Source organism: Streptomyces sp. D2-8, from assembly GCF_023184515.1.
Classification (GTDB): Bacteria; Actinomycetota; Actinomycetes; order Streptomycetales; family Streptomycetaceae; genus Streptomyces.
Window position 1 is genome coordinate 1051499 of the sequence record NZ_JAAHBP010000001.1, and the last position, 23492, is coordinate 1074990.

Sequence of the window (23492 nt, forward strand, 5' to 3'; positions counted from 1 at the left end):
TGCGTTTCGGGGCGGCTGGTCCGCCCTCTGCCTAACGTGCGGCGGTCCGCGGGAGTGCCCGCGAACCCTCGCATGAAGGTACGCGGGTCAGCCCTCCGGGTGTCAGTGCCGAGGCATAGACTTCGACGCTGTCCCCCAGACTGTCCGCAGCCTGCCGGGCCCCATTCGCCGTCTGTTTTCTCTGGAGGCCGCCGCATGTCGAAGCCGCCGTTCACGCACCTGCACGTCCACACCCAGTACTCGCTGCTGGACGGTGCCGCGCGGCTGAAGGACATGTTCAACGCGTGCAACGAGATGGGCATGACGCACATCGCCATGTCCGACCACGGCAACCTCCACGGCGCGTACGACTTCTTCCACACGGCCCAGAAGGCCGGTGTGACCCCGATCATCGGGATCGAGGCCTACGTCGCCCCCGAGTCCCGGCGCAACAAGCGCAAGATCCAGTGGGGCCAGCCGCACCAGAAGCGGGACGACGTCTCCGGTTCCGGTGGTTACACCCACAAGACGATGTGGGCGGTGAACTCGACCGGCCTGCACAACCTCTTCCGGCTGTCCTCCGACGCCTACGCCGAGGGCTGGCTCCAGAAGTGGCCCCGGATGGACAAGGAGACCATCGCCCAGTGGTCCGAGGGGATCGTCGCCTCCACCGGCTGCCCCTCCGGCGAGGTCCAGACCCGGCTGCGCCTCGGCCACTTCGACGAGGCCCTCAAGGCCGCCGCCGACTACCAGGACATCTTCGGCAAGGACCGCTACTTCCTGGAGCTGATGGACCACGGCATCGAGATCGAGCACCGGGTCCGCGACGGCCTCCTGGAGATCGGCAAGAAGCTCGGCATCCCCCCGCTGGTCACCAACGACTCGCACTACACGTACGCGCACGAGTCGGTCGCCCACGACGCCCTGCTGTGCATCCAGACCGGCAAGAACCTCTCCGACCCCGACCGCTTCAGGTTCGACGGCACCGGCTACTACCTGAAGTCCACCGACGAGATGTACGCCATCGACTCCTCGGACGCCTGGCAGGAGGGCTGCGCCAACACCCGCCTGATCGCCGAGATGGTCGACACCACGGGCATGTTCGAGAAGCGCGACCTCATGCCCAAGTTCGACATCCCCGAGGGGTACACGGAGGTCAGCTGGTTCCGCGAGGAGACCCTGCGCGGCATGCACCGCCGCTTCCCGGACGGCATCCCGGACGACCGCATGAAGCAGGTCGAGTACGAGATGGACACCATCATCTCGATGGGCTTCCCGGGCTACTTCCTCGTGGTCGCCGACTTCATCATGTGGGCCAAGAAGCAGGGCATCGCGGTCGGCCCCGGCCGAGGCTCCGCGGCCGGCTCGATCGTCGCCTACGCCCTCGGCATCACCGACCTCGACCCCATCCCGCACGGACTGATCTTCGAGCGGTTCCTCAACCCCGAGCGCATCTCCATGCCCGATGTCGACATCGACTTCGACGAGCGCCGGCGCGTCGAGGTGATCCGGTACGTGACGGAGAAGTACGGCGCCGACAAGGTCGCCATGATCGGCACGTACGGCACCATCAAGGCCAAGAACGCGATCAAGGACTCCGCGCGCGTGCTGGGCTACCCCTACGCGATGGGCGACCGCCTCACCAAGGCCATGCCCGCCGACGTCCTCGGCAAGGGCATCAACCTCGACGGCATCACCAACCCCGAGCACCCCCGCTACTCGGAGGCGGGCGAGATCCGGGCGATGTACGAGAACGAGCCGGACGTGAAGAAGGTCATCGACACCGCCAAGGGCGTCGAGGGCCTGGTCCGGCAGATGGGCGTGCACGCCGCCGGCGTGATCATGTCCAGCGAGACCATCACGGACCACGTCCCGGTCTGGGTCAGGCACACGGACAAGGTCACCATCACGCAGTGGGACTACCCGAGCTGTGAGTCGCTCGGCCTGCTGAAGATGGACTTCCTGGGCCTGCGCAACCTGACGATCATGGACGACGCCGTCAAGATGGTGAAGTCCAACAAGGGGGTCGACATCGACCTCCTGAGCCTCCCGCTCGACGACCCCACGACCTTCGAACTGCTCCAGCGCGGCGACACCCTCGGCGTCTTCCAGTTCGACGGCGGCCCCATGCGCTCCCTGCTCCGGCTGATGAAGCCGGACAACTTCGAAGACATCTCCGCCGTGTCGGCCCTGTACCGCCCGGGCCCGATGGGAATGAACTCCCACACGAACTACGCGCTGCGCAAGAACGGCCAGCAGGACATCACGCCGATCCACCCCGAGCTGGAGGAGCCGCTCAAGGAGGTCCTGGACGTCACCCACGGCCTGATCGTCTACCAGGAGCAGGTGCAGAAGGCCGCCCAGATCATCGCCGGCTACTCGCTCGGCGAGGCCGACATCCTCCGCCGCGTGATGGGCAAGAAGAAGCCCGAGGAGCTGGCGAAGAACTTCGTCCTCTTCCAGGAGGGCGCCCGCAAGAAGGGCTTCAGCGACGAGGCCATCCAGGCCCTGTGGGACGTGCTGGTCCCCTTCGCCGGCTACGCGTTCAACAAGGCGCACTCCGCCGCCTACGGACTCGTCTCGTACTGGACGGCGTACCTCAAGGCGAACCACCCCGCCGAGTACATGGCCGCGCTGCTCACGTCCGTGAAGGACGACAAGGACAAGTCGGCCGTCTACCTCAACGAGTGCCGCCGCATGGGCATCAAGGTGCTCCCGCCGGACGTCAACGAGTCGATGTCCAACTTCGCGGCCCAGGGCGACGACGTGATCCTCTTCGGCCTCTCCGCCGTCCGCAACGTCGGTACGAACGTGGTCGAGTCGATCATCAGGTGCCGCAAGGCCAAGGGGAAGTACGTCTCCTTCCCGGACTACCTCGACAAGGTGGAGGCGGTGGTCTGCAACAAGCGCACCACCGAATCGCTGATCAAGGCCGGCGCCTTCGACGCCATGGGCCACACCCGCAAGGGCCTCACCGCGCACTACGAGCCGATGATCGACAACGTGGTCGCGGTCAAGCGCAAGGAGGCCGAGGGCCAGTTCGACCTCTTCGGCGGCATGGGCGAGGCCGAGACCAGCGAGCCGGGCTTCGGGCTCGACGTGGAGTTCTCCCCCGACGAGTGGGACAAGACCTATCTGCTCGCCCAGGAGCGGGAGATGCTCGGTCTGTACGTCTCCGACCACCCGCTGTTCGGCCTGGAGCACATCCTGTCCGACAAGGCCGACGCGGGCATCTCCCAGCTGACCGGAGGCGAGCACTCCGACGGCGCGGTCGTCACCATCGGCGGCATCATCTCGGGCCTGCAGCGCAAGATGACCAAGCAGGGCAACGCCTGGGCCATCGCCACCGTCGAGGACCTCGCCGGCTCCATCGAGTGCATGTTCTTCCCCGCGACCTACCAGCTCGTGTCGACCCAACTGGTCGAGGACGCCGTGGTGTTCGTCAAGGGCCGCCTCGACAAGCGTGAGGACATCCCGAGGCTCGTCGCGATGGAGCTGATGGTCCCGGACCTGTCGAACGCGGGCACCAACGCGCCCGTGGTCCTCACCATCCCGGCCACCCGGGTCACCCCGCCGCTGGTCAGCCGCCTCGGTGAGGTCCTCAGCCACCACAAGGGCGACAGCGAGGTCCGGATCAAGCTCCAGGGACCGACCAAGACGACCGTGCTGCGGCTGGACCGGCACCGGGTGAAGCCCGACCCGGCGCTCTTCGGCGACCTGAAGGTGCTGCTCGGACCGTCCTGCCTGGCCGGGTGACGCGGGGATCTCGATGCGCTTGAGGGGCGCACCCGGTCGCGGGTACGCCCCTCGTGCATGTGCGTGGGCTCAACAACCCGTCACGCAGATGTCAGTTGTGGCCGAAGCTGCGCTTTCGCTTGCCGGACGGGGCCATCTCGCCGGGGGTCACCTCGACCTCGGTCTGGGGCTCCGTCTGCGAGGCGGGGCTGCGGTCCGCCCGCTGGCCACGCTCGGTGGGACGCTGCTGCTTACGGTCACGGTTCTTGTTCTTGGCCATGGTGATGCCTCCTGTGGGGGACTAGGGGCCAGGGCCGGGACCAGATTCACACAGGCCGACAACGATCGCATGTCGGACAATTACCGTGCGTGACAGGGCTGGTCGGAGCGGGAAGTCCCGAAACGCCACGCCGAAGATCGAGTTCCGGCCGTTAACCTCCGCGCCGTCGGGCAGACTCGAAGCAAGCCCGAAGCAAGCCTCCTGGGAAGAGGGTGAGTCGCGTGGACCGCTGCATCGTCCTGGTGGACGCTGGGTATCTGCTGGGAGCCGCGGCGAGTCTCCTCGCCGGGGAGCCCTCGCGGTCCCGCATCACCGTCGACCACACCGCCCTCATCCAGGGGCTGCGTGAGCGCGCCGAATCCGACACACAGCAGCCGCTGCTGCGCATCTACTGGTTCGACGGCGCCCCCGACCGCGTCCCGCAACCCGAGCACCGCAGGCTGCGCGTGATGCCCCGGGTCACCGTCCGGCTCGGCGCCCTGACCCGCAGCGACGGCCGCTGGGCGCAGAAGGGCGTGGACGCCGCGATGCACGCCGAGCTCACCGAACTGGCCCGCAACCGCGCCTGCTCCGACGTCGTCCTCGTCACCGGCGACGGCGATCTGCTGCCCGGCATGATGGCCGCCAAGGAGCACGGCGTCGCCGTCCACCTGTGGGCCGTCCAGGCCGCCGACGGCGACTACAACCAGTCCGAGGACCTGGTCGCCGAGGCCGACGAGCGGCGCGTCCTGGACCGTACGTGGATCACCAAGGCCGTCCGCGCCAAGGACTACACCGGGGTGTGCGCGCCGCAGCCCGCGCCCCGGCCCGAGATCGCCGCGATCCTCTCCGCGCCGCTGCCCGAGTCCGCGCTCGGCGCCGCGACCGAACGGCCCGCCCCGCAGCACCGGCACCCGGCGGCCGGCCCCGGGCAGAACGGCACCGAGGAGCGGGTGCCCGCCGCCAAAGGAGTCCCCACGCCCAAAGACCTGGCCGCCCTGCGCGCCCCCGGCACCCAGCCGGCCCAGCCCCCCGCCTCCGCCACCCTCCGGTGGTCCTCCGACAAAGGCTGGGTCGACCGGCCCACAGCCGAGCCCCCCGAGGCCGCCTCGATGCCGACGCTCGCCCAGCTGACCACGGCCGAGCAGCGGTGGGCCGACCGCGAGGAGGACATCACCACCGTCGGCGGTGACCCCTTCGAGGTGGGGCAGGTCTTCGCCCGGCGCTGGGTCGAGCGCCTCGGCGACCAGAACCACCTGCAGAAACTGTCCGGGATGTACCCGCGCATCCCGCATCGCGTCGACGGCGAGCTGCTGCGCTACGCCGCCCGCTTCGGCCTGCTCGCCCACAAGGACGACCAGATCGACGAGCGGGACCGGTACGCCATCCGGGCGGGCTTCTGGCGGGAGATCAGCGTGCGCACGGGCGTGGAGCACTCACCCGTCGACGACTGAGATCCTTGCCGGCGGATTTCCCGGTACGGACCGACCCGAGAGTGGACCGGGGTCGCCGACCCCGTAGTCTCGTCCCTTGTGAGTAAGCGCGCGGCACAGGCATTTCGGCACGACGGTGACGTCGTGTGCGCGGTGCGCGGGCTGACCAAGACCTATCCGGCGGTCCGGGGCCGGCGCGGCGCCCCCGGCACACCCGAGGTCCGGGCCACGGACGACGTGACCCTGGACATCCGCCGCGGCGAGATCTTCGGCCTGCTCGGCCCGAACGGCGCCGGCAAGTCCACTCTCGTGCGCCAGCTGACCGGGCTGATGCGGCCCGACTGCGGCAGTGTGGAGATCCTCGGGCACGACATCGTGCGCCACCCCGAGCGGGCCGCGCGGATCCTCGCCTACCTCGGGCAGGAGTCGACCGCCCTCGACGAGCTGACCGTGTCGCTCGCCGCCGAGACCACCGGGCGGCTGCGCGGTCTGGACGTACGGAAGGCGCGGGCCGAGCGGGACGCCGTCCTCGACGAGCTGGGGCTCGCGCCGCTCGCCGGACGCCCGCTGAAGAAGCTCTCCGGGGGCCAGCGGCGCCTGGCGTGCTTCGCCGCGGCCCTGGTGGGGGAGCGGCCGCTGCTCGTGCTGGACGAGCCGACCTCCGGCATGGACCCGGTGGCGCGGCGGGCCGTGTGGTCGGCCGTCGACCGGCGCCGGGCCGACCGCGGGACGACCGTGCTGCTCGTCACCCACAACGTCATCGAGGCCGAGACGGTGCTGGACCGCGTGGCCGTCCTCGACCGGGGGCGGGTGATCGCCTGCGACACCCCCGCCGGGCTCAAGGAGCAGGTCGCCGGTGAGGTGCGCGTCGACCTGGTGTGGCGGGACGCGGCTCCGCTGCACGTGCCCGAGGTGGCCGCGCTGAAGGACCGCGTCGTGGAGTCGGGCCGCCGCTGGACGCTCCGGCTCGGGCCCGAGGAGGCCCGGGCGGTCGTCGCGACCGTCACCGGCGGGGCCGCCTTCGCCGCCCTGGACGACTTCACCCTGGCCACGCCGAGCCTGGAGGACGTGTACCTCGCCCTCGGCGGTGCCGTGCAGCAGGGGCTGGTGAAGGTGTGAGCACACCGGCCGCCGCATACGTACCGAACAGACGACTGCCGCAGTGGACCCGAGCGAAGGGGAGCAGCGCGACGTGAGTGTCGTACCCGCCGATGTCCTGCCGGGCAGTGCCCTGGCCGTGGAGGAGCCCGCCGCGCGTGCGGCCGAGCTCGGACCTCGGGCGCGGCTGTGGCCGTCGCTGGCGGCCGTGTACCGGGCCCAGCTGTCCCGGGCGAGGGTGGCGCGGATCCCGCTGCTGTTCGTGGCGACCTTCCAGTCGATCGGGATCATGATCCTGATGCGCGGCGTCGTGGACGACGGGACGGAGGCGCAGGCCGTCGTGGCCGGGTCGTCGGTCCTGGTGGTCGCCTTCGTCGCGCTGAACCTGCTCGCGCAGTACTTCGGGCAGCTGCGGGCCAGCGGCGGGCTCGACCACTACGCGACGCTGCCGGTGCCGCCGGCGGCCGTGGTGCTGGGGGCGGCGGGCGCGTACGCGTCGTTCACCGTGCCCGGGACCGTCGTGACCGCGGTGTTCGGCTGCGTACTGTTCGGGCTGCCGATGGCCCATCTGTGGGTCCTCATGGCCGTGATCCCGCTCGCGGGCGCCGCGCTCGCCGGGCTCGGTGCGGCGCTGGGGCTGCTCGCGCCCCGGCCGGAACTGGCCACGCTGCTCGGGCAGCTGGGCATGTCGGCGGCGCTGCTGCTGGGCGTGCTGCCGGCGGACCGGATGCCGGAGGCCGTGCGCTTCACGCGGGACCTGCTGCCGTCGACGTACGGCGTGGAAGCCTTCGCGCGGACGTTCGGACCGCGCCCCGACTGGGCCTTCGTGCTCGGTGACCTCGCCGTGTGCGGGGTCGTGGGCGTCGTCTCGCTGGCCGTGGCGACCTGGGCGTACCGCCGGGCGGCTGTCCGTTGAGCGCGCAGCGGTCGTCCGGTGACGCAGCACACAAGCGGGCCTGGCACGATGGCAGGGTGACCGCACCGCTGACTCCGCCACCGCCGCCGCATGAACGCTCCGCTCAGGAGGCGTGGCAGCCGCCGGACGCCGGGCCTGCGGCTCCCGGGTCCCAGCACGCCGAGTACGCCGGGCACGGCTGGTACGGACAGGACGGCCCCGGGATGAAGACGGAACTGCGGGAGGCCGCCGTGATCGCGGTGGCCGTGGCGCTCGGCGGGGTGCTGCTCGGAGTGCTGTGGTGGTGGCTCGCGCCGCACGTGCCGCTGGTCGGTGACGTGGTGGAGAAGAGCTGGGTGGTCTACCTCAAGGACACCGAGGGGGAGCAGGCCATCGGTGTCGACGGCACGTTCACGCTGCTCGGGCTGGGCTTCGGTGCCGTCAGTGCGCTGGTCGTCTTCCTCCTGCGGCGGCGCGGGGGTGTGCCGCTGGTGGTGGGGCTGGCCCTCGGAGGGCTGCTCGGGTCGCTGCTCGCCTGGCGGGTCGGGGTGTGGCTCGGGCCCACCGAGGACGTGATCGCGCACGCCCGGGAGGTCGGGCGGGGCGTGACGGTCACCGCGCCGTTGCAGCTGGGCGCGAAGGGGGCGTTGCTGGCCTGGCCGCTTGCCGCACTGGTGCTGCATCTCGGGCTCATGGCGCTGTTCGGACCTCGCGACCCGGAGCCGGAGTTCGGCCCGGGGCCGTATGCGGAACCGCCTGCCGCCAACGGCCGATAGGCGCCGCCCGGCTCACGGCCGGGCCGCAACCGGGGCCGCTGCTGGTAGTGGCCGCTGGGCGCCGTGCGGCTCGTGGCCGGGGCGCAACCGGGGCCGCCCGCCGCCAACGGCCGCTGGGCGCTGTGCGGCTCGTGGGGGCGCGTCCGGAACGCCCGCCGCCAACGGCCGATAGAGGCACCGCCCCCTGGCAGCTAACGGCCGATAGGCGCCAGGACCGCCTCCGTGAGCTTCTGCAGGTCCTCCGGGGCGAGCTCCACCTCCAGGCCCCTGCGGCCCGCCGACACGCAGATCGTCGCGTGCGCCGATGCCGAGGCGTCGAGGACCGTCGGCAGCTTCTTGCGCTGGCCCAGGGGCGAGATGCCGCCCCGGACGTAGCCCGTGGTGCGTTCCACCAGTGCCGGGTCGGCCATCGCCGCCCGCTTGCCGCCCACGGCCGCGGCCAGGGCCTTGAGGTCCAGTTGGCCCGCCACCGGGACCACCGCGACCGTCAGGGCGCCGTCGACGTCCGCGACCAGGGTCTTGAAGACACGGTCGGGGGAGACGCCCATGGCCTCGGCCGCCTCCTCGCCGTAGGAGGGGTGCCCGGGGTCGTGGTCGTAGGTGTGGACCGTGTACGTCGCGCCCGCCGCCGTGAGGGCCACCGTCGCCGGGGTGCCGCCCGGCTGGTGCTGCTTCTTCGACTTCTTCGCCATGCGGATCCGCTCAGTTGAGGCTCATCGGGCCGCGCGTCAGCTCCGACGCCGGCAATGACGGCAGACTACGGATGATCGCCGTCTCGGAGCGAAGGAGTTTCAGCTCGTCGCGCAGGCGGGACGCCGTGTCGGGGGCCTGGAGCAGGCGCTGCCTGGCCGGGGTGTCCAGCATCATCGCGGCCGCCACGAGGTACGACACCACGCCCGGCTCGTCCGGCAGGTCGGCCCCCGTCGCCACGGACCGTTCCCGCGCCCCGGCCAGCCGCTTCTGGTACTGGCGGAAGGACCGCAGCACCCCCTCGGCCAGCGGCGCGGCCTCGTCGCCCGGCTCCTCCGCCAGCGGCTCCAGCTCGGCCGTCAGGAAGGGCCCGGACGCCTCGACCGACAGCAGCTTCACCCGGGTCGTGCCGGTCGCCAGCACCTCGAAGGAACCGTCGGTGCGCTCCCGGATCGTCGCCGCGTCCGCGATACAGCCCACCTTGTGGAACGCCTTGGCCGGGTCCGCGCCGAAACCGGCCGACGGTCCCCGCTCGGGCACGGCCGTCGGGTCGGGCATGCCGGGTGCGGTCGCGGCCACCTCGTGGCCGTCGCGGATCGCCACGACGGCGAACCGGCGCGGCTCGTCCTCGGGCGTCTTCAGCAGCTCGCGCATCATGGCGCGATACCGCTCCTCGAAGACGTTGAGCGGGAGCACGAGCCCCGGGAACAGCACCGAGTTCAGGGGGAAGAGGGGGAGCCGGACGGTGGTCACGACGTAAAAGCCTAATGGTCGCCGGGACGGACTCGTCCGCCCCGTTCACTCCGTGGATGCCAGGACGGGTCCCCGGCCGCCGCGGCACGGATGTCCTCGCGTACCCGCAGGAAGTGGCCGAGCGGGTCGTCCGACACCTGGTCCCAGGGGAAGGAGGTGGCGTACGGGCCGTTCAGGCGCAGCTGTTCGGTGGCGTCCTGCCAGCGCTCCAGGCACACCAGGACGAAGATCAGCAGGTTCCGCATCCGGGCCGGCCAGGGGTCGGCCGCCGGCAGCCGCGGGGACAGCGCGATCGCCCGGTCGGCGGCCGCGTCCAGCCGCTCGCGCGGCACCTCGGGCCCGCAGTCGTCGGTGAGGTAGCCGAAGGCCGCCCGCAGCGGCAGGGCCTGGACGAGCGCGCCGGCCGGAGCGTCCTGCGCGGCCCGGTCGGCGAAGTCGAAGCACTCGTGGTGCGAACCGTGCCAGGAGGTGGCCAGGTAGCGCAGGGCCGCCACATGGCAGCCGTAGTGGTGCGGGGCACGGCGTACGGCCGCCGCCCACAGTTCCTCGAAGTACGTGTGCCCGGCCTGTGCGCCCCGGGCGTGGTCGAGCGCGAGCCGCCACGGCACCGGGTCCCGCTGGTCGCCCCGGGCCGCGGCCGTGATCAGCGGGCTCACCTCGCGCAGCAGCTCGGCCCGGGCCGGTGACTGCCAGGCGCGGTCCACCGCCAGCTGGGCCCCGACCAGCAGCGCGTCGGGGTCCAGCGGGGCGGTGGCGAGCCAGGCGTCCAGCCACTCGGGCCGTGAGCGGGCGAAGGCGGCCAGCCGGGTCACGTACCGGTCGCGCCGCTCCCACTCGGACGCCGCGCGGGTGGCCAGGAGCAAGGCGGCGGCCGGCCCGTGGTCGCCACGGGCGGCGGCGACCAGCGCCGGACTCAGCCGCGCGTCGGGCGCGTCGAGCAGCACCTCGTCGTCGGCGCACGGCGCACCGACGGGGTGGGGGGTGGTCCTTGCCATCCGGCTCGTGCGGATGAACGGGAGCTGCATTGCCATGGTGCCGACCATTGAAAGTCCGCTGGTCATGACGGCGCCAGACCGTTCATGGAACCTACGGAAAGTTGTACATCCGATGGTCAAGAGAACGTAAAACCGTGACAGTTCAATAACTGTGGTCACACCAGCACCATCAGTTGCGCCGCAGTAGCCGCGTCGCCCCCGCCGCCACCGTCGTAGCCAGGATCCAGCCCAGCAGGATCATCGCCGCCGCCAGCCACTGCCAGGCCCCCCGCAACTGCCAGAAACCCACCTGGCCCAGATCGATGACCGGCAGCAGCAGATCGAGCGTGAACAGCGTGGGGTTCCACTCCGGATGCTCGCCCCGCCTCATCGGCGGATGGCCGACCTGCGCGAAGGCGAACGAGCCCGTCGCCCACAGCACCGCCATCCACACCGCGGCCCGCCCCGGCCGGTATCCGTAGGCGACCGTCCAGTCCTGCACGTAGCCCCACAGCTTGGCCGCCATCGGCAGGCTCTCGCGATGCCGGCGCTGCTTGGCGAGCAGCACCTCGCGGGCGTCTTGGTCCTCCCCGCCGGACCGCAGCACGGCCGCGAGCCGCTCGTACGGCTCCGGGTTGTACTCGGCGGTCGCCGCGGCCACCCAGTCCAGCCGCTCGGCCAGCGGGAACGGCCCGCGCGGCACCAGGTTCTCGTAGGCGAAGCCGCCCATGTGCAGCCGCCCCGGGCCCGGCCAGGCGTCCGCCCGGTCCATCAGGTTGATGACCTTCGCCCCGGACAGCACCACCCGCCCGCGCACCGGCTGCTCCCCGAGGAACCGCAGCTCCGGTGTCTGCACCCGGCGCAGCGACAGCTCCTGGTCGTCGGTGAGGGTGAACCGGGCCCGCTCGAAGTCGGCGGCGTCGCCGAACCGGCCGTCGTCCAGCCGGATCCCGCCCTCGCACGCGAAGCGCTGGATGCGGGTCCCCTGCGCCGGGGTCATCCCGCTCATCGCCTGGGCGCCGACCCCCGCCGGGGTGAGATACAGGCTGCGCTCGACGGTCAGCTGCGGGGCGTTCAGCGCCAGCCGCTCGAAGGGGTTGGACAGACGCGCCCCGCGCAGACTCAGGGACACGCCGATGGTGGCGGCGCGCAGGCTCAGCTCGCCGTGCGACTCCAGCAGCTCCGCCTGTAAGTCCTGTCCGACGGTCAGGCCGTCCGCGGCGATCGACCGGCCGCTGCGGTCCCGGTGCACGATCGCCTGGTTGAGCATCAGGTCCGTGCCGATCTGCGCGTCCGTGAGCCGGATGCCGTGGTGGAAGCGGCAGCGCGGCAGATGCAGATCGCCCTCGGTGTGCACCCGGGCCGCCTCCAGCCGGGGTATCGAGCAGTCCACCATCCGCAGGGTGGTGAAGCGGGCCTCCGGCAGCAGCACGTCCTGCTCGAACCGGCACCGGCGCATCTCGACGTACGGCACCACCGTGCCGCCCGCGATGTCCAGCGAGCCGCTGACCTGCACGCCGATCAGCTTCAGCGACGACACCCGGCCGGCCAGGGCGGGCGGGCCGTCGAGGAGCAGCCAGCACACGATCCGGGCCCGCACGGTCCGCTCCTCGCCCCAGGGGTGCCCGCCGTGCGGATCGTCCACCACGGCGTCGCCGCTGCTCAGGTCGTACACGGTGCCGTTGCGGAAGGCCTGCCACATGCCGGCCTCGGCCGCGGTCAGTTCTTCGGGCAGATCCCCGGCACGGTGGCCGGCCCCCTCGGTCACAGCTCTTCCGTCCTCCCCAGGTACTCGCGGGTCACTTGCCTCGTACACCAGTTCATGCCCGCTGTGTGACGCCCCGAACACAAGAAGTGAAGGTGATCTTCCGGGTTCCTGCGGCGTTCTGTATCAGCCATTGATACGCGCGGACGGTGCCTCACCCGGGTCTGAGAGAATTGAGCACGTGATCTCCCGAATCGATCTGCGCGGCGACGCCCTTCCCGAGGGCCCCGCCCTGCGCGACCTGCTGCCCCGAGCCGACTTCGACGTTGCGGCCGCCCTCGAGAAGGTGCGTCCGATCTGCGAGGACGTGCATCATCGGGGCGACGCGGCGCTGATCGACGCAGCCGAGCGGTTCGACGGGGTCAGGCTCGACCAGGTGCGGGTGCCGGCCGCCGCGCTCACGCGCGCGCTGGAGGAACTCGACCCGGCCGTGCGCGCGGCCCTGGAGGAATCCATCCGCCGCGCCCGGATCGTCCACCGCGAGCAGCGCCGTGAGACGCACACCACCCAGGTCGTCCCCGGCGGCACCGTGACCGAGAAGTGGGTGCCGGTCGAGCGCGTCGGGCTCTACGCGCCCGGCGGCCGGTCCGTGTATCCGTCCTCCGTGATCATGAACGTGGTGCCCGCGCAGGAGGCCGGCGTCGAGTCCGTCGCGCTCGCCTCTCCCGCCCAGGCCGACTTCGGCGGACTGCCGCACCCGACGATCCTCGCCGCCTGCGCGCTGCTCGGCGTCGACGAGGTGTACGCGGCCGGCGGCGCCACGGCCGTCGCGATGTTCGCCTACGGCACCGAGTCCTGCGCGCCCGCGAACATGGTCACCGGCCCCGGCAACATCTGGGTCGCCGCCGCCAAGCGCTACTTCACCGGCAGGATCGGCATCGACGCCGAGGCCGGCCCGACCGAGATCGCGGTCCTCGCCGACGACACGGCCGACGCGGTGCACGTCGCCTCCGACCTGATCAGCCAGGCCGAGCACGACCCGCTGGCCGCCGCCGTCCTGGTCACGGACTCCGTCGAGCTCGCCGACGCGGTGGAGAAGGAGCTGGAGCCGCAGGTCGCGGCCACCAAGCACGTCGACGACCGGATCGTCCCGGCCCTGTCCGGCAGGCAGTCCGCGATCGTGCTGGTCGACGGAGTCGACGAGGGCCTCAAGGTGGTCGACGCGTACGGCGCCGAGCACCTGGAGATCCAGACGGCCGACGCCACCGCCGTGGCCGACCGGGTCAGGAACGCCGGCGCGATCTTCATCGGCCCCTGGGCCCCGGTCTCCCTCGGCGACTACGCGGCCGGCTCCAACCACGTCCTGCCCACCGGCGGCTGCGCCTGCCACTCCTCCGGCCTGTCCGTCCAGTCCTTCCTGCGCGGCATCCACATCGTCGACTACACGCAGGACGCCCTGGCCGAGGTCGCGCACCACGTGGTGACGCTGGCGGAGGCGGAGGACCTGCCGGCGCACGGCGCGGCGATCAAGGCAAGGTTCGACTGGAAGGTTCCGCAGGGCAAGTGACAGGCATCGACGATCTCCCCGTACGGGACGAGCTGCGCGGCAAGTCCCCCTACGGCGCGCCCCAGCTGGACGTCCCCGTACGGCTGAACACCAACGAGAACCCCTACCCCCTCCCCGAAGCGCTGGTCGAGCGCATCGCCGAGCGGGTCCGTGAGGCTGCCAGGAACCTCAACCGCTACCCGGACCGGGACGCGGTCGAGCTGCGCACGAAGCTCGCCGAGTACCTGACGGAGACCTCCGGCCACGAGGTCGGTCCGGCCAACGTCTGGGCGGCCAACGGCTCCAACGAGGTCATCCAGCAGCTGCTGCAGACCTTCGGCGGACCGGGCCGCACGGCCATCGGCTTCGAGCCGTCGTACTCGATGCACGGCCTCATCTCGCGCGGCACCGGCACGGGCTGGATCTCCGGCCCCCGCAACGAGGACTTCACGATCGACCTCGCCGCCGCCGAGAAGTCGATCGCCGAGAACCAGCCGGACGTCGTCTTCATCACCACCCCCAACAACCCCACGGGCACCGCCGTCCCGCCCGAGACGGTCCTCGCGCTGTACGAGGCCGCACAGTCCGCGAAGCCGTCGATGGTGGTGGTCGACGAGGCGTACATCGAGTTCAGCCACGGCGACTCGCTGCTGCCGCTGCTGGAGGGCCGCCCGAACCTCGTCGTCTCCCGCACGATGTCGAAGGCGTTCGGCGCGGCGGGCCTGCGCCTCGGCTACCTCGCGGCGCACCCGGCCGTCGTCGACGCCGTCCAGCTGGTCCGGCTGCCCTACCACCTGTCGGCCGTCACCCAGGCGACCGCCCTGGCCGCCCTGGAGCACACCGGCACGCTGCTGGGCTACGTCGAGCAGCTCAAGACCGAACGGGACCGCCTGGTCACCGAACTGCTCGCGATCGGCTACGAGGTGACCGCCTCGGACGCGAACTTCGTGCAGTTCGGCCGGTTCGAGGACTCCCACGCGACCTGGCGGAAGATCCTCGACCGGGGCGTCCTGGTCCGGGACAACGGCGTGCCCGGCTGGCTCCGGGTCACCGCCGGAACCCCCGAAGAGAACGACGCGTTCCTCGACGCGGTACGTGCACTGAAGAAGGAGCAGAGTTCATGAGCCGCACCGGACGCGTGGAGCGGACGACCAAGGAGACCTCGGTTCTCGTCGAGATCGACCTCGACGGCACCGGCAAGACGGAGATCTCCACCGGCGTCGGCTTCTACGACCACATGCTCGACCAGCTCGGCCGGCACGGTCTGTTCGACCTGACCGTGAAGACCGAGGGCGATCTGCACATCGACTCGCACCACACCATCGAGGACACCGCCCTCGCCCTGGGCGCCGCCTTCAAGCAGGCCCTCGGCGACAAGGTGGGCATCTACCGCTTCGGCAACTGCACGGTCCCGCTGGACGAGTCCCTCGCCCAGGTCACCGTCGACCTGTCCGGCCGCCCCTACCTCGTGCACACCGAGCCCGAGAAGATGGCGCCGATGATCGGCGAGTACGACACCACCATGACCCGGCACATCCTGGAGTCCTTCGTGGCCCAGGCACAGATCGCGCTGCACGTGCACGTGCCCTACGGGCGCAACGCGCACCACATCGTGGAATGCCAGTTCAAGGCGCTCGCCCGGGCCCTGCGGTACGCCTCCGAGCGCGACCCGCGCGCCGCCGGCATCCTCCCGTCCACGAAGGGCGCCCTGTGAACGGCATCTCGACCATGCTGATCGTCGTCGGCCTGTTCCTCGTCGGCGGGATCTACTCCTTCGCCAAGCAGCAGATGCCCAAGGGCCTGATCGTCCTGCTGTCGATCGGCGCCGCGATGTGCCTGGCAGCCGGCGTGGTGAGGCTGGAGGTGTGGAATTGAGCGCCCCGCAGAAGAAGGTCGTCGTCTTCGACTACGGCTTCGGCAACGTCCGTTCCGCCGAGCGGGCCCTCGCGCGCGCGGGAGCCGACGTCGAGATCACGCGTGACTACGACAAGGCCATGAACGCCGACGGCCTGCTGGTGCCCGGCGTCGGCGCCTTCGCCTCCTGCATGACGGGCCTGCGCGAGGCGCGCGGCGACTGGATCGTCGACCGTCGGCTGTCCGGCGGCCGCCCGGTGATGGGCATCTGCGTCGGCATGCAGATCCTCTTCGCGCGCGGCATCGAGCACGGCGTGGAGAGCGAGGGCCTGGACGAGTGGCCCGGCTCGGTCGAGCCGCTCCAGGCCGACGTCGTGCCCCACATGGGCTGGAACACCGTCGAGGCGGCGCCCGGTTCGCAGCTGTTCGCCGGCCTCGACCCGGACGCCCGCTTCTACTTCGTGCACTCCTACGCCGTCCACGACTGGTCGCTGGAGACGCACAACCCGACGCTGGAAGCCCCCAAGGTCACCTGGTCCACGCACGGCAAGCCGTTCGTCGCGGCCGTCGAGAACGGCGCCCTGTGGGCCACGCAGTTCCACCCCGAGAAGTCCGGCGACGCCGGAGCCCAGCTCCTCACCAACTGGATCGGAACCCTGTGAGCAAGCTCGAACTCCTCCCCGCCGTCGACGTCCGTGACGGCCAGGCCGTGCGCCTGGTGCACGGCGAGTCCGGCACGGAGACCTCGTACGGCTCCCCGCTGGAGGCCGCCCTCGCCTGGCAGCGCTCCGGAGCCGAGTGGCTGCACCTGGTCGACCTGGACGCCGCGTTCGGCACCGGGAACAACCGCGAGCTGATCGCCGAGGTCGCCCAGGCCATGGACATCAAGGTGGAGCTGTCCGGCGGTATCCGCGACGACGACACCCTCGCCGCAGCCCTCGCCACCGGCTGCAAGCGCGTCAACCTGGGCACGGCAGCCCTGGAGACCCCGGAGTGGGTCGCCAAGGTCATCGCCGAGCACGGCGACCAGATCGCGGTCGGACTGGACGTCCGGGGCACGACCCTGCGCGGGCGCGGCTGGACCCGCGACGGCGGCGACCTCTACGAGACGCTGGCGCGCCTCGACAAGGAGGGCTGTGCGCGGTACGTCGTCACCGACATCGCCAAGGACGGCACGCTCCAGGGCCCGAACCTGGAACTGCTGCGCAACGTGTGCGCCGCCACCGACCGCCCGGTCGTGGCCTCCGGCGGTGTCTCCTCGCTCGACGACCTGCGGGCCATCGCCGACCTCGTCCCGCTCGGTGTCGAAGGCGCCATCGTCGGGAAAGCGCTGTACGCGAAGGCGTTCACCCTGGAAGAGGCCTTGGAGGCTGTGTCGTCATGACCGTGCGGCGTGTGCAGAGCGGAAGTCCCTGGGAAGAGTCCTTCGGTTTTGCACGCGCCGTCGCGGCGGGCGACCGTGTGCTGGTCGCGGGCACGACCGCCTTCAAGGGCGATGTGCTCTACGGCGACGGCGACCCGTACGAGCAGGCCAAGGTGGCCTTCACCTCCGCCCTGGAGGCGATCGGCGAGTTCGGGCTCGCACCCGAGTCGGTGATCCGCACCCGTGTGTACCTGGCACACGCCCGGGATGTCGACGCCGTGGGCCGGGCCCACAAGGAACTGTTCGACACCGTACGCCCGGTCACGACCCTGCTGGTCGTACAGGGCTTCATCGACTCCCGGGTCCTGGTGTCGGTGGAAGTGGAAGCAATCAGAGGGACAGTGGAGGAGCAGGATTCATGACCCTGGCGGTCCGAGTCATCCCCTGCCTGGACGTGGACAACGGCCGGGTCGTCAAGGGCGTCAACTTCCAGAACCTGCGCGACGCGGGCGACCCCGTCGAGATGGCCAAGGTGTACGACGCCGAGGGCGCCGACGAGCTGACGTTCCTGGACATCACCGCCTCGTCGGGCAACCGCGAGACCACGTACGACGTGGTGCGCCGCACGGCCGAGCAGGTGTTCATCCCACTCACGGTCGGCGGCGGCGTCCGCACGACCGAGGACGTGGACAAGCTGCTGCGCGCCGGCGCGGACAAGGTCGGCGTCAACACCGCCGCCATCGCCCGCCCCGATCTGATCCGCGAGATCGCCGAGCGCTTCGGCCGCCAGGTCCTGGTCCTGTCGGTCGACGCCCGCCGCACGGAGTCCGGCTCCTTCGAGGTCACCACCCACGGAGGCCGCAAGGGCACCGGCATCGACGCCGTCGAGTGGGCCCACCGGGCCGCGGAACTCGGCGCGGGCGAGATCCTGCTCAACTCGATGGACGCGGACGGCACCAAGGACGGCTACGACCTGGAGATGATCCGGGCGGTGCGGGGGCACGTCACGGTCCCGGTCATCGCCTCGGGCGGCGCCGGCAAGCTCATGGACTTCCCCCCGGCCGTCGAGGCGGGCGCGGACGCGGTGCTGGCGGCTTCGGTGTTCCACTTCGGGGATCTGCGCATCGGCCAGGTCAAGGAGACGCTGCGGGAGGCGGGGCACCCGGTGCGGTGACGCCCCGTCTGCTGAGAGAGCCCCGGCCGCGCGGTGCGGCCGGGGCTCTGTCAGATCCCGAGCTGCTTCGTCTCGTGCAGTTTCGCGATCGCGTTCTCGTCGCCGTCCAGGTCGACCTTGGCCGCGCTCTGGCGGCCGTAGCAGAACAGGACCAGTTCGGACGGTTCGCCGGTCACGGTGACCACGGGGGTGCCGCGGTGGGCGACCGCCGTCTGGCCGTCGGGGCGGCGCAGGACCAGGCCCGTCGGGACACCGCGGCCCATCAGGCGGGCGGTGCGCTCCAGGCGGGACCACAGGGCGTCCTGGAAGACCGGGTCGAGGTCGCGCGGCGACCAGTCGGGCTGGGCGCGGCGGACGTCCTCGGCGTGGACGTAGAACTCGATGATGTTCGACGCCTCGTCGACCGGCTTGAGGGAGAAGGGCGAGAAACGCGGCGGGCCCGTACGGATCAGCTGGATCAGCTCCTCGTACGGCTTGTCGGTGTACTCCGCCATCACCCTGTCCAGGCGCGGCGCGAGCTGCTTGATCAGTATCCCGCCGGCGGCGTCCGGACGGCGCTCGCGCACCACCACGTGCGCGGCGAGGTCCCGGGTCGTCCAGCCCTCGCACAGGGTGGAGGCGTCCGGGCCCGCGGTCTCCAACAGATCGGCGAGGAGGAGTCGTTCACGCTTGGCATGGGTCGACATACGGCCCAGCCTACGGCCGGCTGCCGGGTCCGCCCAGTGGACACTCCACCTGGGCTGTCGGTGGCGCGCGGCACAATGGTCGGCATGACCAGCACGCCCAGTCGCCTAGCCCCGGAGATCGCCGCGCGCCTCAAGCGCAGCCCCGACGGCCTCCTGCCCGCCATCGCCCAGCAGTACGACACCGGAGAGGTGCTGATGCTCGGCTGGATGGACGACGAGGCGCTGCATCGCACCCTGACCACCGGCCGCTGCACGTACTGGTCGCGCAGCCGCCGGGAGTACTGGGTCAAGGGCGACACCTCCGGCCACTTCCAGTGGGTGAAGTCCGTCGCCCTGGACTGCGACGCCGACACCGTGCTCGTCAAGGTCGACCAGGTCGGCGCCGCCTGCCACACCGGCGCGCGCACGTGTTTCGACACCGACGTGCTGCTCAAGGACGGCGGCTGCGACGGCTCCGCCGCGGATCAGTAAGGTCAGCGGCCATGGACCTCGAGACCTTCCGCAAGCTCGCCACCGACCGGCGGGTCATCCCCGTCACCCGCAAGCTCCTCGCCGACGGAGACACCCCGGTCGCGCTCTACCGCAAGCTCGCCGCCGAGCGCACCGGCACCTTCCTGCTGGAGTCCGCGGAGAACGGCCGCTCGTGGTCCCGGTACTCCTTCGTGGGCGTGCGGTCCGCGGCGACGCTGACCGCGCGCGACGGGCAGGCCCACTGGCTCGGCGCCCCGCCCGTCGGCGTCCCCACGGACGGCGACCCCCTCGCCGCCCTGCGCGCCACCATCGACGCCCTGCACACGCCTCACCATGAGGGCATGCCGCCCTTCACCGGCGGCATGGTCGGCTACCTGGGCTACGACATCGTCCGCCGCCTGGAGAAGATCGGCCCCGGCGAGCGCGACGACCTGAAGCTGCCCGAGCTGACCATGCTCCTCACCAGCGACCTGGCCGTCATGGACCACTGGGAGGGCTCGGTCCTGCTGATCGCCAACGCGATCAACCACAACGACCTGGAGACGGGGGTCGACGAGGCCTACGCCGACGCCGTCGCCCGCCTCGACGCCATGGAGGCCGACCTCTCCCGCGCGGTCGCCCAGCCCCCGGCCGTCCTCCCGCCCTCCGAGCTCCCCGAGTACACCGCGCTGTGGGGCGGCCCCGACTTCCAGGTGGCCGTCGAGGACATCAAGGAGCGCATCCGGGCCGGCGAGGCCTTCCAGGTGGTCCCCTCCCAGCGCTTCGAGACCCCGTGCACGGCGAGCGCGCTGGACGTCTACCGGGTCCTGCGGGCCACCAACCCGTCCCCGTACATGTACCTGTTCCGTTTCGACGGGTTCGATGTCGTCGGCTCGTCCCCCGAGGCCCTGGTCAAGGTCGAGGACGGCCGCGCCATGGTGCACCCCATCGCCGGCACCCGCTGGCGTGGCGCCACCCCCCAGGAGGACCAGGCCCTCGCCGACGAGCTGCTCGCCGACCCCAAGGAGCGCGCCGAGCACCTCATGCTCGTCGACCTGGGCCGCAACGACCTGGGGCGGGTCTGCGAACCCGGCTCGGTCGAGGTCGTCGACTTCATGTCCGTCGAGCGGTACTCGCACGTCATGCACATCGTCTCGACCGTGACGGGCCGCGTCGCCCAGGGCCGCACGGCCTTCGACGTCCTCACCGCCTGCTTCCCGGCCGGCACCCTCTCCGGCGCCCCGAAGCCCCGCGCCATGCAGATCATCGACGAACTCGAACCGTCCCGGCGCGGCCTGTACGGCGGCTGCGTCGGCTACCTCGACTTCGCCGGCGACTCCGACACCGCCATCGCCATCCGCACGGCCCTCCTGCGGGACGGCACCGCCTACGTCCAGGCCGGCGCGGGCATCGTCGCCGACTCCGACCCGGTCGCCGAGGACACCGAGTGCCGCAACAAGGCGGCCGCGGTGCTGCGGGCCGTCCACACGGCGAACCGGTTGGGCAGCTGACCCGGAGCCACCCCTGCTCCACTGGTGTGGAGCTGGATGCGCGCGCCGTGTCACAGCCAGTGGCGCTCGTTGCGCAGCCCCGGTGTCTCGGTGCCCGGCAGTTGGGGCGATAGTGGGGTAATGACTGCTGTACCTGACCCACGCTCCAAAGCGGTCGGCCCGGCCCGGGCCGGCCGCCTGAGCCTCGCCGTCGCGCTGCTGAGCGGCGCGCTCGGCGCGGCCGTGGCGCTGCTCGCCACCCGGCAGCGATGGTCGGAGGGCACCGCGACGGTGGCCGGTGGCGCCTTCCCCCTGACCGCCAAGGGCAGCGACGTCACGGGCGTTCCCGCGGCGCTCGCCATAGTGGGCCTCGCCGCGCTCGTCGCCGTCTTCGCCGTCCGCCGCGCCGGCCGCTTCGTCGTCGCCGCGCTGCTGGCGCTCTCCGGCGCCGGCATCGTCGTCGCGGCCCTGCTCGGCGCATCCGACAGCTCCGCGCTCGACGAGCAGGCCGCCCAGGCCTCCGGCGACACCTCGGCCTCCGTCGACGCCCTCAGCCACACCGCCTGGCCGTACGTCGCGGCCGTCGGCGGCGTCCTGATCCTGCTGGCCGGGCTGCTCGCCCTGCGCTACGGCCGACTGTGGCCCGCCATGTCCGGCCGCTACGAGCGGGGCGGCACGCCCCAGCCGCGCCGCAAGACCCCCGCCGTCGACCCCGACCGCCCCGAGGACCTGTGGAAGGCGCTCGACCGAGGCGAGGACCCGACCGGGGCCTGAGCCCACACGGGGGACCGGGGGAGCACCCCCGCTCACCCCGCGGGCGGGCGTGCGGGACAATGAGCCCGAGCGTCCTGCTCAGACACGCACACAGCAACGAGGAGCAAGCAATGGCGGGCAGCAGCCACGGTCACACCCCGGCCGCCTGGACCGGTGTCACGATCGCCTTCATCGGTTTCTGCGTCTCGGGCGCGTTCATGGTGTTGGACCAGCCGGCGGGCTTCTGGGCGGGCATGGTGGTCGTGCTGCTCGGCGGTGTCGTCGGCGGCATCATGCGGATGATGGGCCTCGGCCAGCCCAAGGAGGCGCACCAGCCGCACCGGACCACGGGCGACCGCGAGCCGGCCGGCGCCGGGAGCTGACCCCGCGGCACGACCCGCGGAGCACGTCCTCACGTGAGGGGCGGCCGGCACACGTGTGCCGGGACCGCCCCTCACGCGTGTGCGGGGCACAATGCATACCGTGAACACCGAGAGCCGAAGGGTGACGCCGAGCGTCCCGAGCCGCCTTGCCGTCCCCGCCGGCGTGCTCGCGGCCGTCGCCGCCGCCTTCGCCTACGTGGGCACCGTGGACCCCAACGAACCCGGCCACTACCCCGTCTGCCCGCTGCTGCACTACACCGGCCTCTACTGCCCCGGCTGCGGCGGCCTGCGCAGCGCGCACGCCTTCGTCCACGGGGACGTCGTGGCGGCTCTGCACGCCAACGCGCTCGCGACCCTCGGCTATCTGGCCTTCGCCGTGCTGTGGACCGTATGGGTGGTCCACGCGCTCCGCGGGCGCCCCCTGCGGATCGACCCCCGCCCGGGGCTGGTGTGGAGCCTCGGAGCGTTGCTGCTGGTCTTCACGGTTGTCCGGAACCTGCCCTTCGGTGGCTGGCTCCATCCTTGATCAACGGGCGGATGTCCAGCTAGTGGGACCGGCGTCAACCGGATGTGAGGCCTACGCCCCGCTGCGGATACCATCGCAGTGACCATCGGTTTTCGATCGGTCGCTGGAACTGTCAAGAGTCTGGAAGGGGGCCGCTCGCGTGAGTGTGCTCGACGAGATCATCGACGGAGTCCGTGCCGACCTCGCTGAGCGGCAGGCGCGCGTCAGCCTCGACGAGCTCAAGGAGCGCGCGGCGAAGGCTCCCGCGGCCAAGGACGGCGCGGCCGCGCTGCGCGGCGACGGCGTCAAGGTCATCTGCGAGGTCAAGCGCTCCAGCCCGTCCAAGGGCGCGCTGGCCGCGATCGCCGACCCCGCCGGACTCGCCGCGGACTACGAGGCGGGCGGCGCGGCCGTCATCTCCGTCCTCACCGAGGAGCGCCGCTTCGGCGGCTCGCTCGCCGACCTCGAGGCGGTCCGCTCCCGGGTGGACATCCCCGTGCTGCGCAAGGACTTCATCGTCACGTCGTACCAGCTGTGGGAGGCTCGCGCCTACGGCGCCGACGTCGTGCTGCTGATCGTCGCCGCCCTCGACCAGCCCGCCCTGGAGTCCCTCATCGAGCGCGCCGAGTCCATCGGGCTCACGCCGCTCGTCGAGGTGCACGACGAGGACGAGGTGGAGCGCGCGGTCGACGCCGGCGCCCGTGTGATCGGCGTCAACGCGCGCAACCTCAAGACCCTCGAGGTCGACCGCGGCACCTTTGAGCGCGTGGCACCGGAGATCCCCGACCACATCATCAAGATCGCCGAGTCCGGTGTCCGAGGCCCGCACGACCTCATCGCCTACGCCAACGTCGGCGCCGACGCGGTCCTGGTCGGCGAGTCCCTCGTCACCGGCAAGGACCCCAGGACGGCGGTCTCGGACCTGGTGGCGGCCGGCGAACACCCCGCACTCCGGCACGGCCGGAGCTGATCACCCGCTAGGCTTGCCCCG

The 23492-nt window shown here is 71.5% G+C and carries 25 protein-coding genes; 19 read left to right on the forward strand and 6 right to left on the reverse strand.

What is annotated here, in order from left to right:
* Positions 1-195: 195 nt before the first annotated feature.
* Positions 196-3735 (forward strand): DNA polymerase III subunit alpha, encoded by a 3540-nt coding sequence (gene dnaE / locus G3I77_RS04700; RefSeq protein WP_248501265.1) that lies wholly within the window; start codon positions 196-198, stop codon positions 3733-3735.
* Between the two features lie 91 nt (positions 3736-3826).
* On the opposite strand, the gene G3I77_RS04705 is transcribed toward dnaE, so the two are convergent.
* Positions 3827-3994, reverse strand: a complete 168-nt coding sequence (locus G3I77_RS04705) for a hypothetical protein (protein ID WP_167455405.1) — start codon at positions 3992-3994, stop codon at positions 3827-3829.
* Between the two features lie 221 nt (positions 3995-4215).
* Here G3I77_RS04705 and G3I77_RS04710 point away from each other — a divergent pair, with 221 nt between their 5' ends.
* The 4 genes from G3I77_RS04710 (at position 4216) to G3I77_RS04725 (ending at position 8175) form a co-directional block, all read left to right on the forward strand.
* The gene (locus tag G3I77_RS04710; RefSeq protein ID WP_248501266.1) at positions 4216-5427 is read left to right on the forward strand and encodes an NYN domain-containing protein; all 1212 of its coding nucleotides are present in this window, start codon (positions 4216-4218) and stop codon (positions 5425-5427) included.
* Positions 5428-5550: 123 nt separating this feature from the next.
* The gene (locus G3I77_RS04715; RefSeq protein ID WP_248501461.1) at positions 5551-6525 is read left to right on the forward strand and encodes an ABC transporter ATP-binding protein; all 975 of its coding nucleotides are present in this window, start codon (positions 5551-5553) and stop codon (positions 6523-6525) included.
* Between the two features lie 73 nt (positions 6526-6598).
* Positions 6599-7420 carry an ABC transporter permease gene (locus G3I77_RS04720; protein WP_248501267.1) on the forward strand — a complete coding sequence of 274 codons (822 nt, stop codon included), beginning with the start codon at positions 6599-6601 and terminating at the stop codon, positions 7418-7420.
* Positions 7421-7476: 56 nt separating this feature from the next.
* Positions 7477-8175, forward strand: coding sequence for an AAA family ATPase (locus G3I77_RS04725; protein WP_248501268.1), 699 nt, complete (start codon positions 7477-7479; stop codon positions 8173-8175).
* Between the two features lie 191 nt (positions 8176-8366).
* On the opposite strand, the gene ybaK is transcribed toward G3I77_RS04725, so the two are convergent.
* From ybaK to G3I77_RS04745, 4 genes are all read right to left on the reverse strand, one after another.
* Positions 8367-8867: a Cys-tRNA(Pro) deacylase gene (ybaK, locus tag G3I77_RS04730; RefSeq protein WP_248501269.1), complete on the reverse strand. Its 501-nt coding sequence runs from the start codon at positions 8865-8867 to the stop codon at positions 8367-8369.
* 10 nt (positions 8868-8877) lie between these two features.
* Complete coding sequence (locus G3I77_RS04735) at positions 8878-9618, reverse strand: LON peptidase substrate-binding domain-containing protein (protein ID WP_248501270.1); 741 nt, start codon at positions 9616-9618, stop codon at positions 8878-8880.
* Between the two features lie 11 nt (positions 9619-9629).
* Complete coding sequence (locus G3I77_RS04740; RefSeq protein ID WP_248501462.1) at positions 9630-10661, reverse strand: hypothetical protein; 1032 nt, start codon at positions 10659-10661, stop codon at positions 9630-9632.
* Positions 10662-10782: 121 nt separating this feature from the next.
* Positions 10783-12360, reverse strand: a complete 1578-nt coding sequence (locus tag G3I77_RS04745; protein WP_248501271.1) for an oxidoreductase — start codon at positions 12358-12360, stop codon at positions 10783-10785.
* 178 nt (positions 12361-12538) lie between these two features.
* Between G3I77_RS04745 and hisD the strand changes: the two genes are divergently transcribed.
* Genes hisD through hisF form a run of 8 tightly spaced genes read left to right on the forward strand, consistent with a single transcriptional unit; the run spans position 12539 to position 18234 of the window.
* Complete coding sequence (hisD, locus tag G3I77_RS04750) at positions 12539-13864, forward strand: histidinol dehydrogenase (RefSeq protein WP_248501272.1); 1326 nt, start codon at positions 12539-12541, stop codon at positions 13862-13864.
* Positions 13861-14967, forward strand: coding sequence for a histidinol-phosphate transaminase (locus G3I77_RS04755; protein ID WP_248501273.1), 1107 nt, complete (start codon positions 13861-13863; stop codon positions 14965-14967). The genes hisD and G3I77_RS04755 overlap by 4 nt, the downstream gene beginning before the upstream one ends.
* Positions 14964-15557, forward strand: coding sequence for an imidazoleglycerol-phosphate dehydratase HisB (gene hisB / locus G3I77_RS04760; protein WP_003989586.1), 594 nt, complete (start codon positions 14964-14966; stop codon positions 15555-15557). Before G3I77_RS04755 ends, hisB begins: the two co-directional genes overlap by 4 nt.
* Complete coding sequence (locus G3I77_RS04765) at positions 15554-15718, forward strand: hypothetical protein (protein WP_248501274.1); 165 nt, start codon at positions 15554-15556, stop codon at positions 15716-15718. The genes hisB and G3I77_RS04765 overlap by 4 nt, the downstream gene beginning before the upstream one ends.
* On the forward strand, positions 15715-16359 hold the full coding sequence (gene hisH / locus G3I77_RS04770) for an imidazole glycerol phosphate synthase subunit HisH (RefSeq protein ID WP_248501275.1): 645 nt from the start codon (positions 15715-15717) through the stop codon (positions 16357-16359). Before G3I77_RS04765 ends, hisH begins: the two co-directional genes overlap by 4 nt.
* The gene (priA, locus tag G3I77_RS04775) at positions 16356-17081 is read left to right on the forward strand and encodes a bifunctional 1-(5-phosphoribosyl)-5-((5-phosphoribosylamino)methylideneamino)imidazole-4-carboxamide isomerase/phosphoribosylanthranilate isomerase PriA (RefSeq protein WP_248501276.1); all 726 of its coding nucleotides are present in this window, start codon (positions 16356-16358) and stop codon (positions 17079-17081) included. Before hisH ends, priA begins: the two co-directional genes overlap by 4 nt.
* Positions 17078-17482 (forward strand): RidA family protein, encoded by a 405-nt coding sequence (locus tag G3I77_RS04780; RefSeq protein ID WP_248501277.1) that lies wholly within the window; start codon positions 17078-17080, stop codon positions 17480-17482. The genes priA and G3I77_RS04780 overlap by 4 nt, the downstream gene beginning before the upstream one ends.
* Entirely contained in the window at positions 17479-18234 is a 756-nt protein-coding gene (gene hisF, locus G3I77_RS04785; RefSeq protein WP_248501278.1) for an imidazole glycerol phosphate synthase subunit HisF, read from the forward strand. Before G3I77_RS04780 ends, hisF begins: the two co-directional genes overlap by 4 nt.
* A 50-nt stretch (positions 18235-18284) precedes the next feature.
* On the opposite strand, the gene G3I77_RS04790 is transcribed toward hisF, so the two are convergent.
* Positions 18285-18920: a TIGR03085 family metal-binding protein gene (locus G3I77_RS04790; protein ID WP_248501279.1), complete on the reverse strand. Its 636-nt coding sequence runs from the start codon at positions 18918-18920 to the stop codon at positions 18285-18287.
* 84 nt (positions 18921-19004) lie between these two features.
* On the opposite strand from G3I77_RS04790, the gene hisI reads away from it, so the two are divergent.
* The 6 genes from hisI to trpC all read left to right on the forward strand — a co-directional run bounded on the left by hisI (position 19005) and on the right by trpC (position 23471).
* Positions 19005-19391, forward strand: a complete 387-nt coding sequence (gene hisI / locus G3I77_RS04795) for a phosphoribosyl-AMP cyclohydrolase (protein ID WP_248501280.1) — start codon at positions 19005-19007, stop codon at positions 19389-19391.
* 11 nt (positions 19392-19402) lie between these two features.
* A complete protein-coding gene (locus tag G3I77_RS04800; RefSeq protein WP_248501281.1) occupies positions 19403-20881 on the forward strand; it encodes an anthranilate synthase component I in 1479 nt (492 codons plus the stop codon).
* A 120-nt stretch (positions 20882-21001) separates the two neighbouring features.
* A complete protein-coding gene (locus G3I77_RS04805; protein ID WP_248501282.1) occupies positions 21002-21634 on the forward strand; it encodes a TIGR02234 family membrane protein in 633 nt (210 codons plus the stop codon).
* A gap of 110 nt (positions 21635-21744) precedes the next feature.
* Complete coding sequence (locus G3I77_RS04810; RefSeq protein ID WP_248501283.1) at positions 21745-21996, forward strand: HGxxPAAW family protein; 252 nt, start codon at positions 21745-21747, stop codon at positions 21994-21996.
* 91 nt (positions 21997-22087) lie between these two features.
* Entirely contained in the window at positions 22088-22522 is a 435-nt protein-coding gene (locus tag G3I77_RS04815; protein WP_248501284.1) for a DUF2752 domain-containing protein, read from the forward strand.
* Between the two features lie 139 nt (positions 22523-22661).
* A complete protein-coding gene (trpC, locus tag G3I77_RS04820; protein ID WP_248501285.1) occupies positions 22662-23471 on the forward strand; it encodes an indole-3-glycerol phosphate synthase TrpC in 810 nt (269 codons plus the stop codon).
* The last annotated feature ends 21 nt before the right edge of the window (positions 23472-23492 follow it).

Excerpts from the sequence above, each read along its gene's own strand:
- dnaE (WP_248501265.1), top strand. The coding sequence starts at position 196 with ATGTCGAAGCCGCCGTTCACGCACCTGCACGTCCACACCCAGTACTCG.
- G3I77_RS04705 (WP_167455405.1), bottom strand. The coding sequence starts at position 3,994 with ATGGCCAAGAACAAGAACCGTGACCGTAAGCAGCAGCGTCCCACCGAG.
- ybaK (WP_248501269.1), bottom strand. The coding sequence starts at position 8,867 with ATGGCGAAGAAGTCGAAGAAGCAGCACCAGCCGGGCGGCACCCCGGCG.
- G3I77_RS04740 (WP_248501462.1), bottom strand. The coding sequence starts at position 10,661 with ATGGTCGGCACCATGGCAATGCAGCTCCCGTTCATCCGCACGAGCCGG.
- hisB (WP_003989586.1), top strand. The coding sequence starts at position 14,964 with ATGAGCCGCACCGGACGCGTGGAGCGGACGACCAAGGAGACCTCGGTT.
- G3I77_RS04780 (WP_248501277.1), top strand. The coding sequence starts at position 17,078 with ATGACCGTGCGGCGTGTGCAGAGCGGAAGTCCCTGGGAAGAGTCCTTC.
- hisF (WP_248501278.1), top strand. The coding sequence starts at position 17,479 with ATGACCCTGGCGGTCCGAGTCATCCCCTGCCTGGACGTGGACAACGGC.
- G3I77_RS04790 (WP_248501279.1), bottom strand. The coding sequence starts at position 18,920 with ATGTCGACCCATGCCAAGCGTGAACGACTCCTCCTCGCCGATCTGTTG.
- hisI (WP_248501280.1), top strand. The coding sequence starts at position 19,005 with ATGACCAGCACGCCCAGTCGCCTAGCCCCGGAGATCGCCGCGCGCCTC.
- G3I77_RS04800 (WP_248501281.1), top strand. The coding sequence starts at position 19,403 with ATGGACCTCGAGACCTTCCGCAAGCTCGCCACCGACCGGCGGGTCATC.
- G3I77_RS04805 (WP_248501282.1), top strand. The coding sequence starts at position 21,002 with ATGACTGCTGTACCTGACCCACGCTCCAAAGCGGTCGGCCCGGCCCGG.
- G3I77_RS04810 (WP_248501283.1), top strand. The coding sequence starts at position 21,745 with ATGGCGGGCAGCAGCCACGGTCACACCCCGGCCGCCTGGACCGGTGTC.
- G3I77_RS04815 (WP_248501284.1), top strand. The coding sequence starts at position 22,088 with ATGCATACCGTGAACACCGAGAGCCGAAGGGTGACGCCGAGCGTCCCG.